This is a genomic window from Chryseobacterium sp. AC405b (genome assembly GCF_979258685.1).
Map to the genome: position 1 here is coordinate 3,084,832 of NZ_OZ409877.1, position 19,482 is coordinate 3,104,313.

The following is a 19,482-nucleotide window of genomic DNA, read 5'->3' on the forward strand; positions in this document are numbered from 1 at the left end:
ATGCGAAAAACATCCATTTTAGCCGGATTTCTGGTTTTGTCAGCTTTTTCACTTTCATACTCCCAGTCGAAACACTGGCAGAATAATGAGCGTGAACTGCATTACAAAGAAGACAAAGGTGATTTTTTATTGGTCAACGGAAAGTACAGATTCAACCGTGCTTTGTATGGAAACAATCGTGCTTCCAGGGTTGAAGCGGGCGATTTACCGGAATTTGCACTCTATCTTCCGGGAATGGGCGGCAATCTTCAGTTTATGATCCAAAAAGGAAATTCGATTAAAAAATTAATTCAGGCTGAAAAAATTGAAACCCGTTACCGTCCTGGTTCAATGTTGTATGAAATTAAAGACTCGATTCTTGGAACCGGAATTTTAAAACTGACCGTTTTAGCACAAACTAAAGAAGAAGGTTTGGTTTTAAAAATGGAAACTGCCAATGTAGATTCTTCCACAAAAATCTATGCGATTTACGGCGGTGCAAGCGGAACGACTTTCAGCAGAAACGGCGACATCGGCGCAGACCCAGAATCCGGATTTTATTTATTACCTGAATATTGTCTGAACAATCAGTTTCAATTGAATAAAAATCAATTTCAGCTCAATTATTTAAATAAGAAAAAAGAAACTCAAATCGTCAGCGGAAGTTTTTCGAATATCAATTCTTTACAACAAACTGATGCTGCAACTTTAGAAAAACTTTCTGAGTTTACTCAAAATAAAACAGTCAAATCTCCAATTGTTTACGCTTCGTATTCTTCACAAAAAAATCCGGTTTATATTCAAATTTCCAAAGGAAAATCAGATAAAAAATTTTCTGATGAAGATTTGAAAAACATCTTTGATGATGCTGAAAAATCCCGTTTAAGATTAACAAATCGGATTCAATTAAAAACTCCGGATGCTGATTTGAATAATTTCGGAGCCAATTTAGCCGTTGCTGCAGACGGAATTTGGGAAAGTCCAACCTTCCTTCACGGCGCAGTGGCGTGGAGAATGAGACTGAATGCGTGGCGTGGTGCTTACACAGCCGATGCTTTGAATTGGCACGACCGGGCGAAAGAACATTTTGAAAGTTATGCCAATTCACAGGTTTTGAAACCTGATTTTGCGCCTGTAGAAATGGACACGATGCGACATCTCGCCCGTCATGAAGAAAAAATGGGAACTTCTGTTTTTTCAAGCGGATATATTTCCAGAAATCCGAATGACAATACAAAACCGCATCATTACGACATGAATCTGGTATTTTTTGACCAGATGTTTTCGCATTTTAATTACACCGGAGACAAAGAATTTCTGAAGAAAATGTGGCCGACGATAGTTCGCCATATGGATTGGGAAAAACGAAATTTCAAACGTGGCGATTTATACGATGCATATGCTGCAATTTGGGCAAGTGATGCACTGCAATATTCGGGTGGAAAAGTGACGCATACATCGGCTTATAATTACAGAGCCAACCGTGAAATGGCGAAACTGGCAAAAATAATTGGCGAAAATCCCCAACCTTACGAACAGGAAGCGGATGCGATTTTAAACGCAATGAAAAACCAGCTTTGGATTAAAGACAAAGGCTATTTTGCAGAATATAAAGATGCTTTGGGTAATCAAATTGTTCACGATAAACCGGGAATCTGGTCGATTTATCACGTTGCCGATGCATTTATTCTGAACGAATTTGAGGATTATCAGAACTTACAATATATTAATAATTATACACCTAAAATTCCGGTAACGGTAAATGGTGAGAAAGATAAAAACTATTACACGCTTTCCACAACCAACTGGCAACCTTACGATTGGTCGATCAATAACGTTGCTTTGGCAGAGAATTTACAGACCGCTTTGGCATATTGGCAAGCTGGAAGAACTGAAGATGCCTACCGACTTTGGAAGGGAAATCTCGTTGAGTCGATGTATTATGGGATCAGTCCGGGGAATTTTGAGCAGCTTTCTCATTACGATGCTTTTCGTGGTGAATTGTATCGTGATTTTGCCGACCCGATTGGTGTGGCTTCAAGAACTTTGACCGAAGGACTTTTCGGGGTTTATCCAAATTTATTGGAAAATAAAATCAGCATCAAACCTGGTTTCCCGAAAGACTGGAATTTTGCCGAACTGAAACTTCCGGACTGGGAATATCACTTTACCAGAACTTCAAAAAAAACGGAGTATCTATTTCAATCAAAATATCAAAATCCGGTGGCACTGGAAATGCAGATTCCTGTGAATTATTCCAACATCAAATCGGTAAAAGTGAATGGCAAAAAAGTGGATTGGAAGATTAAAACGAACTCCATTTTTCAGCCAATTGTTCAGTTTGAAACGCCAAAAGGAAAAGATTTTAAAATTGAAATCAACTATTCTGGAGAAGAATTGAAAAATGAGCAAACCGATTATGTCAATTATATTTCTGAAAGCCTTCAATTGAATTTCGATCCAAAAAAGAAAATTAAAGATGTTCTTGATCCGCAGGAATTGATTAAAAATTCCCTTCCTCTGAAGGGGTGGATTCGACCAAAGAGCGAAGACGTGGTGGTTAACCAAAAAATTGATTTAGTTAAAGAGGAAAGAAAAGGAACTTTCTTCGTTCAGGTTGAGCAAAACGGAACAAGTTGGTGGCAACCTGTAAATATTGATATTCGTTTTCCTTTAGAGGCAAAATGGGTGAATAAAAAACTGCAGATACAGTCAAAATCATCCAATTCAATTAACGGAAAATTGACTGTTAATGGTTTAAACAAAACTTTTTCAGTTCAAAAAAATCAAAATATAACCATTGAAATTCCGGCTAATATTTTGAGCAAAGGAACCAATTCTATTGAACTCAGCTACAACGGAATCAAACAAAATATTGAAATCAGGGATTGGGAAATTGAAAATCAAGGTCATTTCAATACCATTTCTTTAGCTTCAAAATACAATGAAAAAGTAACTGAGATTTTTAATCAAAAGTACCTTTCGCCAAGACTGGAAGTTCCTACTCTACAACTTCCTTGGCAGGGAATCGGAAATTGGTGTTATCCGTTAATCAATTCACAAATCGATGACAGCGGATTGATGAATAAAAGAAAAAACGGCAAAGTGGATTTTCTTGAAATTCCTTTTTTAATTGATAAAACAGATAAAAATATTGCCTTTGTGAGTCAGTGGGACAATTATTCAGATTCTCTTGAAATTCCAATTTCAGGGAAAGGAAAGAAAATTTATTTTCTGATGGCAGGTTCTACGAATCCGATGCAATCTCAAATTATTAACGGGAGAATTACTGTTCAATATGCGGACGGTTCCACAACAAAATTAGAACTGAAAAACCCAACCAACTGGTGGCCGATTGAGCAGGATTTGTTTGATGATAATTTTGCTTTCGAAATTCCTGATGATAAAATTCCATATCGTATACACCTGAAGACAGGAGAACTGTACAAGGGCGGAACGTTGAGCAAATATTCAAGCATCAAAGGATTTACAGACCGACAAGTTGATGGCGGTGCTGCAACGATTTTGGATTTACCGATTGATGCGAATAAAGAATTAAAATCGATAAAACTAACGGCCGTGAGCAATGATGTTGTGATTGGAATGATGAGTGCGACGGTTTTGAAATAGAATTTAAAATCAATAGGGACGGGCTTTAGCCCGTCTTGAAAAAATAATTATTTATTGGCTTTAGCCAAAACTTAGTTTAGATTTTGGCTAAAGCCAATGAATATTTACCGTTAAGTAAATGGGCTAAAGCCCATTCCTATTGATAACTATTCGAAAATAACAATCGAAATAAGAATATGTATAGAATTGTTTAAAATATAATTTTCAAAACATTTTCTTTTCCCCAAACCCTAAAGGTGGAAAAATGCTTTGAAAACTTCATCAAAATTACTCCCTTTAGGGTTGGAGAAATAATTTTGATATTTGGAGAGGCTTTAAATGAATCATAAAATCATTGATGCATTCATAGTCAACAATATAGAAATATCAGCGCAAGACTTTGACAAACTCAGTCTGACAGCACTGTAGAACATATAATATTAGGATTGTCAGGCTGAGCTTGTCGAAGCCTAAGTCACAAGTTTATAAAGTATAAATTAAGATAAAATGAAAAAAATGACAATATATCTTGGGGTTTTCCTGATGGGATTTTCTTCAATGTATGCCCAAAAAATCGATCGAAAAAAAGTCGTTCAGCGTCATAATATAGTCAACACAAAAGCAGACACACTTTCTACCTTAACCGTAGGAAACGGAAAATTTGCATATACGGTCGACATCACCGGAATGCAGTCTTTTCCTGAATATTATAAGAAAGGCGTTTCTCTCGGAACCCAGTCTGAATGGGGATGGAACAGCTTTCCAAATACTAAAGATTATAAGTTTGAGGAAACTTTGAAAGCTTATGATTTTAACAATGACGGAAGAAAAGCTCTGTACAGTGTTCAGCTGAAAGAACCCGAAAGAAACAAAGGTGCAGTTGAATATTACCGTGTGAATCAACACCGTTTGCAGTTGGGAAATATCGGGATTGAACTGCTTAAGAAAGATGGTCAGAAAGCAAAAATTACGGATCTGAAGAACATCAGTCAAAAAATTGATTTGTGGACAGGAATTATTACCAGTGAATTTACTTTTGAAGGAATTCCTGTAAAAGTCTGGACGGCAAGTTTTCAAAATTCAGATAAAATAGGGGTAAAAATTGAATCTGGTTTGATTTCTCAAAATAAACTGAAAGTTTTTGCACGCTACCCTTCTCCGACCGGACAGTTTTTGGATGACGCCGCTTTTTATGGAAATGAAAATGACCACAAAACGAAAATGGTTTCGTCACAATCCACGCAAGGCTTGATTCAGCATACATTGCAAAGCACCGATTATTATACTCAATTTAATTTTACAGAAGGAAAACTTCGTGAAGCGGGAAAACATTATTTCGTTTACGAGCCATCTTCTAAAAACAAAACAATAGAATTAAGTGTTGAGTTTTCTGCTAAAAATCCAAAATCAAACAGAACATTATTCTCTGATGCTGAAAAAGAAAGTACTTCCGGCTGGAAAAACTTCTGGGAAAGCGGTGCAGCCGTTGATTTTGAAGGAAGTACAGATCCGAGAGCCAATGAATTGGAGCGAAGAGTTGTATTGTCAGAATATTTAACGAAAGTTCAATGCGGCGGAAGCAATCCTCCACAGGAAACTGGTTTGACTTTCAACAGCTGGTACGGAAAACCACACACTGAAATGCATTGGTGGCACGGCGTTCATTACGCATTATGGGGAAGACCAGAAATTTTGGAGAAACAATTGGATTATTATTTCAGAACCTTTGACAAAGCAAAAAAACTAGCGGAAAGACAAGGTTATAAAGGCGTTCGTTGGATTAAAATGTCGGATAATGAAGGAAATGAAAGTCCGTCTTCCGTTGCCGCATTTTTGATTTGGGAGCAGCCGCACATTATTTACATGACCGAACTTTTGTATCGCAGCAATCAGGATAAAAAAGTTTTGGAAAAGTATAAAGACTTGATTTTTGCTACAGCAGATTTTATGGCAGATTTTGCCACTTACGACAAAGGAAAAAACCGATATAATCTGGGTAAAGGAGTAATTCCGGCTCAGGAAGTTTTCCCTGCGAAAGATACTTACAACCCTACCTATGAGGTGGCATATTGGGATTGGGCGCTGAAAACTGCTCAAGAATGGAAAGAAAGACTGGGACAGCCAAGAGATAAAAAATGGGACGATGTCATCAATAAATTGGCACCGCTTCCTGTTCAGGATGGAGTTTATTTATCAACCGAATCTGCGAAAGATTCTTTCACATTTCCAAAATGGATGACCGATCATCCTGCTGTTTTGGGAGCTTTGGGAATGGTTCCTGAATCGCCGAAACTGGATAAAAAAATTATGAAGAATACCCTTGATATCGTTTGGGAAAGATGGAACTGGGAACATACTTGGGGATGGGATTTCCCGATGACGGCAATGAATGCTGCAAGATTAGGTCTTCCGAATAAAGCTTTGGATGCTTTGTTTATGAACATTCAAACCAATACATACCTGAAAAACGGACATAACTTTCAGGATGGCCGTTTGAGAATTTATCTTCCCGGAAATGGCGGAACCTTAGCAGCTGTTGCGATGATGCTTGAAGGTTGGGACAGTTCGACTGGCAAATTTCCCGGTTTCCCGAAAGATGGAACTTGGAAAATCAAAGCAGAAGGCTTTAAGAAAATGCCTTAAAAATTACATTCATATTAGTTTGAGTCTGTCAGAAATGGCAGGCTTTTTTGTTGGAGAGTTGAGGGTTGGAGAGTTGAAGAGTTGGAGAGTTGGAGAGATGGAGAGATAAATGTGCCGCTCCTACGGAGCTCAAACTGTTTAGTTTAATTTATTCTACAAACATATTGCTCCTACGGAGCATCTAATATGGAAAACTTGACCTTATAACAATTGATATTTTTAGATAATGTTTTACATTTCTTTACAAAAAGTTGTGCAAAAACCATTGATATAAATTATTTTGAAATTCTTAGAACGTTCTGAGTTTGCAAAATACGATTCAAAATTTGAATAACATCAATGAAACGAAATTTTAAATTAAATCTTTAAAATACTGATATTTAATAAAATAACAGCATAGTGCAGGATGATTTCAGCTTAATAAGATGATAAATTGTTACCTAATAATTGAATATGAAAAAAATTGTCGCAGCGTGTTTTTGTTCAGTGTTTGTACTATTTTGTCAAGCTCAGAAATCACAAAATATAAATACTGAAGCCTGTAATTCGGGAAAGACTCTGGCTTTTCCGGAAGCAGAGGGTTTTGGGAAATTTGCTAAAGGCGCAAGAGGCGCAGCAAAACCAGAAGTGTATACTGTAAATAATCTGAACGACAGCGGTGAAGGTTCTTTTCGAGACGCCGTCAGCAAACCGGGAAGATTTGTTGTTTTTTCGGTAAGCGGCATTATTAATCTGGAATCTGCAATGACCATTTCGGAAAACACAACGATTGCAGGACAAACCGCACCGGGAAAGGGAATTGTTCTGTATGGGCAAAAAGTTTCTTTCTCCGGCTCCAATAATACGATTGCAAGATATTTCAGAATCAGATTGGGAAATAAAAATAAAGTTTCTAAAAATACTGATGCTTCAGGATTGTCAAACGGGAAAAATATCATTCTTGATCATCTATCGATCTCGTGGGGAATGGATGAAGTTTTCTCGATCAATTGGGATCACCGAGGCATTGAACCCGACAGTATCACACTTCAAAACTCAATCATTGCTCAAGGTTTACATCTTTACAACCATTCTGCAGGCGGCCTGATTCAAACGAATGGCAGCGTAAGTATTATCAAATCTCTTTATGCAAGCAATAAAACGAGAAATCCGAAAGTAAAAGGCAAAAATGAATTCGTCAATAATGTTATCTATAATTTTGGAAACTTAGGGAATAAAAATGGACATTTAGTTTCCGGAGATGGTTATATAATGGGCGGTTCAGCACAAAAATCTGAGGTGAATATCATCAATAACTATTTTGTAGCCGGCCCGCTAAATATAGATCAAACAACACCGTTCAGCAGAGGAACAAAAACTTTATCTTTATTTGAATCGGGAAACTATGATGATTCTAATAAAAACGGTTTTTTAGATGGTACTTTAGTTCCCCATAACCCAAGTGGATATCCCGGAGAAACGCCGTTACAGTTTATGAATACGCCATTTGATTATCCTTACTCGAAACCCGATTTATCTGCGGTTGAGGCTTTCGATTTTGTTCTTAAAAATGCCGGAGCTAATTTCCCGAATCGGGATGATGTCGATAACTTAATTATTTCAGAAGTTAACTCAAAAGGTACCAAAGGCTTATACGTTTTCACGGAAAATGATCTTCCGCTTGCTAATAACGGATTGGGCGATTTTCCAACTTCTAAAAGCCCTGAAGACAGTGACAAAGACGGAATTCCGAATTCAACTGAACTGAAAATGGGTCTTAATCCGAACGATGCTTCAGATGCTCTGAGACCCAATAAAATGTGCAAAAATTATCTGAATATTGAAGTTTATATCAATAGCATCATGAAATAATTAAAAAAAACTTAAGTATAATTAATACAGATATTTTTTAATTTATTTTCAAACAATAACGTAATCATATATCTTTATAAGTATTAAAAAATGAATATAAACAGATATTAATCTTACGAGTTTGCATAGATTAACATAAATTTTGTAACTTGTATCAACCATTAAGCATTTTTTGGAAATCGATTTTTTTTAATTGGAAGCAGATCCATTAATCAACTATCATGTCAGACACGTTAGAAATCAATATCAACGAAAATTCCAGAGTTCCGAAATACAAACAGATTGTAGATTCTATTCTCAACGGAATTGACGGCGGACAAATCAAAATTGGAGAAAAAATTCCTTCTATTAATGAACTCAGCGAATCTTGTTTTCTCTCCAGAGATACGGTTGAAAAAGCCTATAAAGAGCTCAGAAAAAGACAAATTATAGAATCGGTAAAAGGAAAAGGTTACTACATTTCCCGTGTCAACAAGAACGACATCATTAATATTTTCTTCCTGATCAATAAACCGAGTACATATAAAATGATGATTTACAATTATTTCGTCAATGCAATCGGTACCAAAGGAAATGTAGAAATGTACATTTATCATTGTGATGAAACACTTTTTATTAATGCTTTGAAGAGAAATCTTGGTGGATTTGATTATTACGTGGTCATGCCCCACTTTCGTGACGAACAATCTAAACATACCAGTTCAACGCAGGAAGTTTTAGATATGATTGAAAAAATTCCGAAGAATAAACTCTTGTTACTGGACAATACTAAACCTAATATTTCTGGAGAATACGGTTCAATTTACCAGGATTTCGAACATGATATTTACAATGCCTTAAAAGAAGGTTTAGACAAAATAAAGAAATACGAAAAGATCATTCTGGTGTATCCTGACAAATCAATTCATCCTTATCCTTTCCGAATTGTACGAGGATTTAAGCAATTTTGCAGAGATTTTAAACTGGATTATGAAATTCTTGACGAAATTTATCCCGACATGGAACTGCAGGATAAAGATATATTCATTACGATCCGTGAGCGTGATCTGGTGAATCTGGTAAAACAGATCAGACAAAAAAACCTGCAGTTGGGCAAAGACATCGGAATTATTTCCTACAACGAAACTCCTCTAAAAGAATTGCTGGGAATTACGGTAATTACTACAGATTTCAAAGCCATGGGAGAATCTGCGGCCTACATGATCTTAAAAAACAAAAAAGAGTCGGTGAATAATGTATTTAAATTTATTCAGAGAGATTCTTTGTAAATGGTTGTTGGTTGTTGTTTTTTGGTTGATGGTTTTTGGTTGTTGGTGTTTGGGAATTACATTAATACTGGTAACTGATTCTTTTTTTTAGAGATAAATTAAAATTCACCTAAATATTTTTCTTAAATTTTTTCAGAATTATGATTAAGAAATTAATTTTTGTCATGAGCTTTTTTGTGGCAATTGCTGTTTTCGGACAGAAAAAAAATGACACACAGTCTGTAAAAGATGCAGCAGAAAAACTGAGACTTGCGATGATCAGTGGCGAAAAATTAGCTTTAGAATCATTAATTGTACCGGAACTGACTTACGGACATTCGGGAGGTCATATTGATGATGCCAAAGAATTTGTTGAAAAACTGGTCAGTAAAAAATCTGATTTTCTGACGATTGATATTACCAATCAAAACGTACAGATCGTTGGAAATACTGCGATCGTGCGTCACCATTTTTTTGCGACAACTGCTGATCTTGGAAAAGCTCCGGGCGACGTGACTCTGGATATTTTGCTGGTTTGGACGAAAGTGAAAAATGACTGGAAATTATTGGCGAGACAGGCTGTGAAATCGGAGAAGAAAAAATAAATTGTACTCTATAAAAACGATTCGTAAGTTTTACTTTATGAATCGTTTACTTTAAACATTAATCTTAATTGAATATGAAAAAACAAATACTACTTTTCCTAACTTTAATTTTAATTACCAATTGTATGAGCAAAAAGAATATTTCGCCAAAAGAAGATGAAAGACAATATGATGGAAAATTATATTTTGCGACCTATAACGAAGATAAATATACTAGAGATACAATTAATAATGGCCCAAATGATTCCCTTTCATTATTTAGAAACAAATGGTATTCAAAACATTTGAATTCACTAAACGAAGTATCTCTTTTTGATAAAAAGAACAAAAATTTAAAGATTGTTAGATATACAAATTTAGGAACGTGGTCAAATCCTTTTGTTTATAAAATGGAACTTCAAAACGACCAGACAATTTTAACTTATAGCCAAAGTGATGGCTTAGGCGGTTATCAAACAGGAAAAATAGTAAAAGAGTACACAAAGAAGATTAATATAGAAAAATGGAATAGATTTATTTCAAAAGCAAATGATATTAATTTTTGGAACATGGGAACACATGATCCCAATATCATTTTAGATGGACAAGAATGGATTTTGGAAATTCTGGTTGACGGAAGGTATCATTTAGTTACAAGAAATAGTCCTGAAAACAATGATAATCCAGAATTTGCAGAACTATGTAATCTAGTAATTAATTAATGTATAAAAATAGACCATCTTTTGGAACGTCATGTTTTTTATTAATTTCTCAGAATATTTTACATCAAAACAAAACTAATTCCATACTTCTACTTCACCCTAAAATTCTGCAACTCCTCCACCTTATCACAACAAACCTGCTCCATCACCTGTCTGAACTGCATTTTAAGCATTTCGATAATATGATCGCCACCTTTGTCGCCGAGAGCTCCAACTGCATACATAAACGTTCTTCCCATAAAAGTAAATTCTGCGCCACAGCTCAAAGCACGGGCAACATCCGGACCGGTTCTCACCCCACTGTCCATCATTATTTTGATCTGACCTTTGTATTTTTCGCTGATTTCTTTTACTACTGCAATGGTAGATTCACCTGCATCAAGCTGTCTTCCGCCGTGATTGGAAATAATCATTCCGTCGAATCCTAAACGTACAGATTCTGCAGCGTCTTCATCTGAAGCCACACCTTTGATGACCAATTTCCCCTTCCATTTATCACGGATGGCTTTGATTCTGTCAGAATTTAATCTTCCTGAAAAAGTAGAATTCATGAACTGTCCGAGCTGTTTTACGCCCATATTCTTGTCCATATATTTGTCCATCGTGGCAAAACTAGGAACACCATGTTTGAGCATTTCTAAACACCATTGAGGTTTTACCAAAGCCTGAGAAACCGTTCTCAGATTCAATTGAGGTGGCATTGCCAAGCCATTTCTGATTTCTTTTGCTCTGTAACCGAAAGTTGGAACATCTGCCAAAACCACCAGAACGTCATAACCTGAAGCTTCACAACGGTCAAGAATGTCATCACGCAACCACTCTTCTCTCGGATGGTATAATTGATACCAAGCTTTTCCTTCGGTTAATTCAGCAATTCTTTCGATACTGCTTGTTGTAACTGTGCTTAAAATGAATGGAATATTATGTTTAAAAGCTGCTTTTGCTAAAATTTCAGGTGAATTTGGCCACATCAATCCTTGTAAACCAACAGGAGAAATCCCGAAAGGTGCAGAATATTTTACACCAAACAATTCAGTTTCCATGCTAGCTTCACTGTAATTATTCAGATAACGTGGACGAAGCAGAACCTCTCTCAGTTCGTTTGTATTTCTGTCTCGGTTGATATTTTCGTTACATCCGCCATCCAAGTAATCGAATGCGAATTGTGGCATTTTTTTCTTTGCTCTTTCTATTAAAAGTTCAAGCGAGGCATAATTGGTATCGAATGGAAATGACATAGTTGGATGTTGGTTTTTGGTTGTCGGTTGATAGTTGTTGGTTAATGGTTTTGAGATTGTGCCATCAACTGACAACCGTCAACCAAAAACTATAATTTTCACAAATTAAGGATTAACGGCTGAAGCACTTTCATCTGATAATGCTGCTGTAAAAAAGTTTCGTCTATTTTTTTATTGGAAATAACCATTGAAGCTCCTAAAGCCGAACCCAGAGGAGAATGTGTTGACATCACATTGTAATGCTGAAAATGGTGCGACATCAGTTTCATAAAGACATCATTATCTGTGAATCCGCCGTCTATGTAAATATTTTTGATATCTGAATTTCCGATGGCATTTGTAATCGTGTGGATCTGCAAATCCATTAACTCGATCATTAATTGATGGTATGCTTCTTCAAAGGTTGCGAATGAATTTAAATCTGTAGCAGTAATCATTTTTCGTTTTAAAATAATTCCTTCAAAACGGAAGTAGATATTTTTATTTTTCATCAGACGCATATACAAATCCTGATCAAACTGCACTTCTCTGTGGAAACCGTATTCTTTTCCGTAGTAAGCACACAATTTTTCGACCTGAATTTTGTATTCATTTCCCATGAAAAAACGGGATGCTTTCACACGTTTGCCGTCAATTCTCATATAATTCAGACAGTTGTTTTCGATATCTTCATCTGTGAGACTTTCATCATTAAAGGGATTTAAAGAAATACTCCAGGTTCCCGTTGAAAGTAATAAAAAGGGTTCTTTCTTGCTTAAAATATACGGTAATAGCGCAGAAGAACTGTCATGAATTCCAACGCCGATCTTGATTTTTTGATTTTTATATGAAGTATTGATACTCGCCGAAGTGGGAACAATGGGACCTAATAAAGCATCGATTTCCTCCTCATACACCCAATCGTGATAATCTGCCTTATCGTAATCCCATAAATTGGTATGGCAACCGATTGAAGTAAATTCTGAAACGCAGATTCCTGTAAAAAGATAGGATAAATACTGAGGTAAGTGAAGGCTGTACCGGATTTTCCTGAATACTTCCGGCTGTTTGTATTTTAACCAAAATAATTGAAGACCAGAGTTCAGCATTCCTGTTTGCGGAGACGCTGTTTCCCTTGCAATCTTTAATTTATCTCCGTGTTTTTCGTAAAATAAATCAAGAATCTCCTGATCCATCGGCTTTGTGTAGTTGTACAAAGGGGTAAGGATATTTCCTTTATGATCCAAATGCACAAAACTCGCTCCGTAAGTGGAAAAATTGATGGCTTTAACTTCAAAATTTTCGTCTTCAAGAATGGCATTAAAGTTATCTTTGATCCAGTTTTGCAGAGCAACCAGATCTTCTGTAGGATAACCATCTTCATCCGTTGTGAGGGGCAGTTCGGTATATTCACGCACCACTTCTTTGTAATTTTTATCAAATAAAAAAAACTTTTTGTTGGTTTTCCCGATATCAAATACGATGGTTACCTTCTTTTTGGACATTCCTGAAATGAATTTAATGATTGATTATAAAATGGTTATTAGTCTTTATTATTTAAACTTTTTAGAAAAGAATATTCATGTAGTTTTTTCAAAAATTATTTAAAATCGCTTTAAATTTAATAATTTTAAAACCATCAAGAAGTGCTCAGCTCTTTAAGAATGTTAAGAAAAATCCACTGATTTCTTAATGAATAAAGCCTAAACTTAATGTACTGAACACTCTGATCTCAACGGTACTATATAAGGATATATAATTAAACTCTCAATTGCACCTGAAAGTAGAAATTATCAATTGAAAACGGATTTTACAATCCTGTTGCTTTCGCCCAGCCTCTTTCTGAAATCAAAGTTTCTCTTACTTTCAGATTTCTGTAAGCGGCAATTGGGTCTAATGCTGCACCTGTCTGCAATCTTGCAGCCTGTAACAAAGGACGAACATCTGTTCTGTACGCATTCTGTAAAATATCCTGTGCACCAACAACATCATTGTTTAGTTGTGCTGTTTTTAAAGCTTTCTGATCAACCAAAAGTGCCTGAGCATAAGCAATTAACATCGCTTCCAGAGATTGCAGTAAGTCTTCCAAAGGATCTTTGATATTATGACTTGCATCAATCATCCAAGCCGGATAAGGATTGTTCGGATTGTTTTCCATCCCGTACACCAACTCGTTGAAAATCAAGAACAAAGCATAAGGCTTGATAGAACCCACCGTTAAATCATCATCGCCATATTTACTATCGTTGAAATGGAAACCACCTAATTTACCTTTGTACATTAAGGTTGCAACAATCTGTTCAATATTGGTATTCGGTAAATGATGACCAAGATCTACTAATGTGAAAGCTCTTTCTCCACAGGCATTTGCCAGCATAAAAGAAGTTCCCCAATCCTGAATGGTAGTTGAGTAGAAATTCGGTTCGTACGGTTTGTATTCTATGAACAATTTCCAGTCTTCAGGCATATCTCCATAGATTTCTTTTAAGCTTTTTTCAGTGTTTGATAAAGCGGTCTGGAAATTTAGCTGTCCCGGGAAACTTGCTCCGTCTGCCAACCAAACGGTTAAACTTTTGGAGTCTAATTCTTTTCCGATTCTGATCACTTCTTTATTGTGTTCAACAGCGTAAGCTCTGGAATCTTCATTTACAGAATTTAAAGAACCGAATTTATAAGATTGCTTTGCATCTGGCTGATCCTGAAACGTATTGGAATTCATTGCATCGAAAACAAGTCCGTGAGAAGCTGCACTTTCTTTCAAAGCACTCACATCACTTGGAATGTCCCAAGGAATATGAAGAGAAACAGCTCCTGCAGAATGAGTTAAAGCATGAAGCAGACCAACATCATCTAATTTCTGTTCTAAAACTGAAGGTTCGCCCCCGTAAGAAAATCTTCCGAAACGAGTTCCGCCTGCACCTAAAGCCCAACTTGGAATGGCTACCTGGAAATCGGCAATTTTTTGGACGATCTCAGAAACGTTTGCTCCTGATCTCGTCAGTTTATTTTGCAGGAAATCGAAATCTGTATTAAAGTTTTCTACTCCTGCTTTATTGTATTGATCAATAATATCTTTACTTATAATCATAATTTATTTTTAATATTTTAAAATTAAAAGCTTACACGAAGCAAGCCTTCAATTTATTAAAATAAAAATCTTCTAAACAATTAAATTTATCTTGGGAACGCATTTGCCATTCCGCCATCTACGTTGATGATGTTTCCTGTCGTTTTATCCAAAATTGCAACACAAGCAAAAACGCCGTTTGCAATATCTTCAGGAAGAATAATCTCGTTTAATAAATTTCTTTTTGCGTAAAATGCCGGTAACTCTTCTACAGAAATTCCGTTGGCTTTAGCACGGCCTTCTGCCCAAGAACCTTCCCAGATTTTACTTCCAACGATCACACCGTCAGGATTTACAACATTCACTCTGATTTTATCCGTTGCCAATTCTGCTGCCAACAATCTCGTCATATGCTGTTGAGCTGCTTTTGCAGTTCCGTAAGCTACATTATTTGGACCCGCAACCAAGCCATTTTTACTGGCAATGTTCACGATATTTCCTCCTAAATTTTGTTTTTTCATAATTTCAGTTCCTTTCTTTGCGATCAGGAACTGACCTTTAACCAAAACATTTTCAAGAAGATCCCAATCTTTCGTGGTCGTATCTTCCAAAGATTTAGAAATTGCCAAACCTGCAGAATGCACCAAAATATCAACACCGCCAAAAGCTAAAACAGTTTCTTTGAAAGCATTTGCAATATCTTCTTCATTTGTAACATCACACTGAACTGCGATCGCCTGATCTTTGCTGTATCTCGCTGTAACGGCTTCCGCAGCTTCATAATTAAGATCTGTGAAAACAACTACCGCACCTTCTGCAACCATTTTGTCAGCAATTGCCTGTCCTATTCCGCCACCTGCACCTGTTACGATTGCAATTTTTCTTGAAAGAGGTTTTTCTTTCGGCATTCTCTGCAGTTTTGCTTCTTCAAGCAGCCAGTATTCGATGTCGAAAGCTTCCTGTCTTGGTAAAGACGTGTATTCAGAAATAGCTTCTGCACCACGCATTACGTTGATGGCATTCACATAAAATTCGTTGGCAACACGAGTTGTTTGCTTATCTTTTGAGAAACTGAACATTCCAACTCCCGGATAAATGATGATCACCGGATTGGGATCACGCATTGCCGGACTGTTTGGGTGTTTGCACGTTTCGTAATATTCTTTGTATTCTTTTCTGTATTGTTCGAAAAGAGGATTTAGTTTCTCCAAAATCGCTTTAGAATCGCTTACATCTTCATTTTTATCTAAAGTCAGCACCAAAGGTTGAATTTTTGTTCTTAAAAAATGATCCGGACAAGAAGTTCCGAGTGGCGCAAGACGCTCAAGATCATTACTATTAATAAATTCTAAAACCACATCGCTGTCTGTAAAATGACCAACCATTCTGTTTTCGGATGAAGCCAGACCTCTTAACAAAGGCATCAGTTGAGCAGCTTTATTTTTACGTTCTTCAGACGGAAGAGATTCTACTTTTTGTCCGCCAAAAACCTGTCCGTTTTCCTGTATTTTTTTAGCGATATATTCAGAAGCCATCTCGATTACTTCCAGACTGTTCATGTAAGATTCGTAAGAAGTTTCTCCCCAAGTGAATAAACCGTGGCTTCCTAAGATAATCCCACGAATTCCAGGATTGTCGGCAAGGCATTTTTCTAACTGTAAACCTAAATCAAAGCCAGGACGTTGCCAAGGCACCCATCCCATTGTGTCTCCCCAGATTTCTTTCGTAATCGCTTCGCTGTCTTTCGCTGCAGCAACTGCAATTAAAGCATCCGGATGAAGGTGATCGATATGTTTGAATGGAAGTAAACCGTGAAGCGGAGTATCAATAGAAGGCGCTTTGCTATCCAGATCAAAAATACAGTGATCGAATAAACCTACCATTCTGTCTTCATCTGATAAACCTCCGTAAACATTTTTCAGGTTTCTTAATCTTTCTGTATATAATCCTGCGATACCTTTTCTCGTCAAAGTTCCAATGTCGCCACCTGAACCTTTTACCCACATTACCTCAACTTCTTCGTTTGTTAAAGGATCTTTTTCAATGGTTTTGCAACTTGTATTTCCTCCTCCATAATTTGTAATTCTAAGATCTGCACCTAATATATTTGAACGGTATAAAAATAAAGCCACCTGATCATCTCCGAAAGATGCTGCTTTAGTTTCGTCCCATAAATAATCTACGTATTTGAATGTTTTCACGTTTTCCATTTGTTTTCTTTTGTTTCTGAATTTTAACTCAAATTTAGATTGTTTTATTTTTTTCAGCATCCCGTTCTATACTGCTAAATGCTTTAATTAAAGATAAATTAATGTTTGATTATTGTAAATCATCTATCTCTTACTACAATCTGATTAAGTTATTTTGATTAATATTTATGATATGGTGTTTTGATAAAATATAAACATTAAGAAAATTTAAAGATTCATTACGAAAACCATAATTCTTCAACTTTCTTAATGTTTAAAAAATATTAAAATATTGTTACGATTAATAACCTGGAAGCTGAGTCAGATTAGGATTATCAATCATTGGATGACCTGCAGAAGCTGCTGCAAAAGGAAGTAATTCTGTTTTGTTTGGTACAAATCCGTAGAAAAGACCATCACCGCCACCTTCTATCCAGTTCGGATATACTCCACCATTTTCGAAAGAACCTGTTGGTTTTGTATAGATAATATTTCCAATCTGAAGCACATTAAATCCTGCTGTAAATCCAACTGCTTTTCTCGCGTTACCGTTGAATGTACTTGTGTAAGCCTGGAACATATTCGCAGGATACCATTTGTCATCAGTGGTTGATGTTTGTCCGTTTGCTAATGCTATAGCCTTCAAAGTCGTTTGATAAGCAGCATAACCTGATGAGTTGGTAGGAACTGCCTGAACTTGTGCAATTTGCGTAGGGTTTGTTAAATCAATATACGTAATTGCTAAGAACGGATCTCCATATACCTGTGCATTTTTATGAAACTTGTACAAACGGTAAATTGGTGTTGTTGCAAACTGACCAGTACGGTTTGATAAGTTTTTCATTGCCTGTTTTGTAGCATCAATTTCGCTGGCAAGACGATTCATTCTGATCAAATCTGTACGAAGCATAAACTCGTCAGAAAATTCCCATTTACGTTCCTGAACAAGTGCTGATTCAAAAGCCTGTTGACCACTTGGTATTGGTAACGAGCCAACTCCTGCACGGTTTCTTACCTGCATTAAAGCAGCGATTCCTGCAGCTGTAGGTCCATTATTTAAATAATTCTGAGTTTCTGCATACATTAATAATACGTCAGCATATCTGATAATAGGAATATTCAAATTACGTGAATCTGCAGCCTGTGGCTCCACACACCAGGAAATTCTGAACTTACCCGGCATAATACAAGAATAGGTAGTACCTACATCCACCCATGTATCACTTGCACTACCCGTATTTAAGAAATAGATACTGTAAGAAGTTGTGGCAACATCTCTGCGCTTATCTGCCGCATTAAAAGACAGGTAATAACTTGGAAGTATAAACTGTAACGCTTTACGAGAACCGTAAGTACCACCCCTTGAACCAGGATGTGCATACACCCCAAATGCTGAATTGGTATTGGGTCCGTAAGAAGCGATATGCCAAAGCATTTCCTGGTTTACAGCTGCAAAATTTCTTCTGTCGAAATTGAACCATAAAGCTTCAAAACCGCTTTTTCCTCCCTGTGCCTGAACGAGACTGTTGGTACCAGCGTTAATAACTGCAGCCGCAGCCGCATCTGCAATCTGATACAATTGCTGAACTCTTGCATTATCCGGACGACGAGACATTGTACCTGGGGTAGCAGTATTGAGAGGCCAGCGAAGTGAATATCCTGCAGCATACAAAGCAATTTTTGCTAAAAGTGCATTGGTAGATTGCTTGTTTAATCTTTCCGGTGTTCCGTTAGACGCAGGCATATTATTTATCGACTCCTGAATATCACCTATCACCTTGTCATAAATCTCGTCACGTGAAGAACGTTTTGGATAAAATGTATTGGGATCATTGGGATCTGCTTCTTCTAAAGGAATCCAGATTGCAGGTACATCACCGTACACTCTGATCAAATTGTAATAGCAAAATGCACGAATAGCCTTCGCTTCTGCTATTAATGCATCACGTTTTGGGCTTGCTGGCATATCTGGTAATCTATCGATAGCAATATTGGTTCTTTCTATCACAGCATACATTGCTGCATAGATACCTGTTACCGTATTTGGAGTTTTTGAATCGTACTGATAATTACAGATGTTGTACTTAGAATTATTGGTTGAGCCATCTTCTGATGAATGGGTAACCGTATCTCCCGCACCTAACTGGTAAAACATTTCAGTAGGAACGAGACCTCTGTATAAACCCTGAACGAAAGCATCTGCAGTTTCTATATTTGTAAATACAGATTGTGTATCAGATGAATTAAATGATGGCTGATCTAAAAAATCGTGGTTACAAGAATTGATACTTAAACCGGCAATCAAAATAGCCGGAACAATGATTAGCTTCTTTATTAAATTGTGTTTATTAAATATATTTTTCATGATTGAAAC

At 36.5% G+C, this 19,482-nt stretch carries 11 protein-coding genes; 6 read left to right on the forward strand and 5 right to left on the reverse strand.

What is annotated here, in order from left to right; translation table 11 throughout:
• The 6 genes from ACZZZA_RS14800 to ACZZZA_RS14825 all read left to right on the forward strand — a co-directional run bounded on the left by ACZZZA_RS14800 (position 1) and on the right by ACZZZA_RS14825 (position 10,635).
• Entirely contained in the window at positions 1–3,609 is a 3,609-nt protein-coding gene (locus ACZZZA_RS14800; protein ID WP_463433035.1) for a DUF4450 domain-containing protein, read from the forward strand.
• Positions 3,610–4,095: 486 nt separating this feature from the next.
• Positions 4,096–6,231: a hypothetical protein gene (locus ACZZZA_RS14805; RefSeq protein WP_463433037.1), complete on the forward strand. Its 2,136-nt coding sequence runs from the start codon at positions 4,096–4,098 to the stop codon at positions 6,229–6,231.
• 453 nt (positions 6,232–6,684) lie between these two features.
• Positions 6,685–8,082 (forward strand): pectate lyase family protein, encoded by a 1,398-nt coding sequence (locus ACZZZA_RS14810; RefSeq protein WP_463433039.1) that lies wholly within the window; start codon positions 6,685–6,687, stop codon positions 8,080–8,082.
• Positions 8,083–8,303: 221 nt separating this feature from the next.
• Entirely contained in the window at positions 8,304–9,350 is a 1,047-nt protein-coding gene (locus tag ACZZZA_RS14815) for a GntR family transcriptional regulator (RefSeq protein WP_463433041.1), read from the forward strand.
• Positions 9,351–9,490: 140 nt separating this feature from the next.
• Positions 9,491–9,934: a nuclear transport factor 2 family protein gene (locus tag ACZZZA_RS14820; RefSeq protein WP_463433043.1), complete on the forward strand. Its 444-nt coding sequence runs from the start codon at positions 9,491–9,493 to the stop codon at positions 9,932–9,934.
• A gap of 74 nt (positions 9,935–10,008) precedes the next feature.
• Positions 10,009–10,635, forward strand: a complete 627-nt coding sequence (locus tag ACZZZA_RS14825) for a hypothetical protein (protein ID WP_463433045.1) — start codon at positions 10,009–10,011, stop codon at positions 10,633–10,635.
• 89 nt (positions 10,636–10,724) lie between these two features.
• Here ACZZZA_RS14825 and ACZZZA_RS14830 read toward each other — a convergent pair whose 3' ends face one another.
• The 5 genes from ACZZZA_RS14830 to ACZZZA_RS14850 form a co-directional block, all read right to left on the reverse strand.
• Positions 10,725–11,873, reverse strand: coding sequence for an alpha-hydroxy acid oxidase (locus tag ACZZZA_RS14830; RefSeq protein ID WP_463433047.1), 1,149 nt, complete (start codon positions 11,871–11,873; stop codon positions 10,725–10,727).
• Between the two features lie 98 nt (positions 11,874–11,971).
• Positions 11,972–13,357 carry an FGGY-family carbohydrate kinase gene (locus ACZZZA_RS14835; RefSeq protein ID WP_463433049.1) on the reverse strand — a complete coding sequence of 462 codons (1,386 nt, stop codon included), beginning with the start codon at positions 13,355–13,357 and terminating at the stop codon, positions 11,972–11,974.
• Between the two features lie 305 nt (positions 13,358–13,662).
• A complete protein-coding gene (locus ACZZZA_RS14840) occupies positions 13,663–14,940 on the reverse strand; it encodes a sugar isomerase (RefSeq protein WP_463433051.1) in 1,278 nt (425 codons plus the stop codon).
• Positions 14,941–15,026: 86 nt separating this feature from the next.
• Positions 15,027–17,129 (reverse strand): bifunctional aldolase/short-chain dehydrogenase, encoded by a 2,103-nt coding sequence (locus tag ACZZZA_RS14845; RefSeq protein ID WP_463433053.1) that lies wholly within the window; start codon positions 17,127–17,129, stop codon positions 15,027–15,029.
• Between the two features lie 280 nt (positions 17,130–17,409).
• Positions 17,410–19,473, reverse strand: a complete 2,064-nt coding sequence (locus ACZZZA_RS14850; RefSeq protein ID WP_463433055.1) for a RagB/SusD family nutrient uptake outer membrane protein — start codon at positions 19,471–19,473, stop codon at positions 17,410–17,412.
• Between the last annotated feature and the right edge of the window lie 9 nt (positions 19,474–19,482).

Excerpts from the sequence above, each read along its gene's own strand:
- ACZZZA_RS14800 (WP_463433035.1), top strand. The coding sequence starts at position 1 with ATGCGAAAAACATCCATTTTAGCCGGATTTCTGGTTTTGTCAGCTTTT.
- ACZZZA_RS14805 (WP_463433037.1), top strand. The coding sequence starts at position 4,096 with ATGAAAAAAATGACAATATATCTTGGGGTTTTCCTGATGGGATTTTCT.
- ACZZZA_RS14810 (WP_463433039.1), top strand. The coding sequence starts at position 6,685 with ATGAAAAAAATTGTCGCAGCGTGTTTTTGTTCAGTGTTTGTACTATTT.
- ACZZZA_RS14815 (WP_463433041.1), top strand. The coding sequence starts at position 8,304 with ATGTCAGACACGTTAGAAATCAATATCAACGAAAATTCCAGAGTTCCG.
- ACZZZA_RS14820 (WP_463433043.1), top strand. The coding sequence starts at position 9,491 with ATGATTAAGAAATTAATTTTTGTCATGAGCTTTTTTGTGGCAATTGCT.
- ACZZZA_RS14825 (WP_463433045.1), top strand. The coding sequence starts at position 10,009 with ATGAAAAAACAAATACTACTTTTCCTAACTTTAATTTTAATTACCAAT.
- ACZZZA_RS14830 (WP_463433047.1), bottom strand. The coding sequence starts at position 11,873 with ATGTCATTTCCATTCGATACCAATTATGCCTCGCTTGAACTTTTAATA.
- ACZZZA_RS14835 (WP_463433049.1), bottom strand. The coding sequence starts at position 13,357 with ATGTCCAAAAAGAAGGTAACCATCGTATTTGATATCGGGAAAACCAAC.
- ACZZZA_RS14840 (WP_463433051.1), bottom strand. The coding sequence starts at position 14,940 with ATGATTATAAGTAAAGATATTATTGATCAATACAATAAAGCAGGAGTA.
- ACZZZA_RS14845 (WP_463433053.1), bottom strand. The coding sequence starts at position 17,129 with ATGGAAAACGTGAAAACATTCAAATACGTAGATTATTTATGGGACGAA.
- ACZZZA_RS14850 (WP_463433055.1), bottom strand. The coding sequence starts at position 19,473 with ATGAAAAATATATTTAATAAACACAATTTAATAAAGAAGCTAATCATT.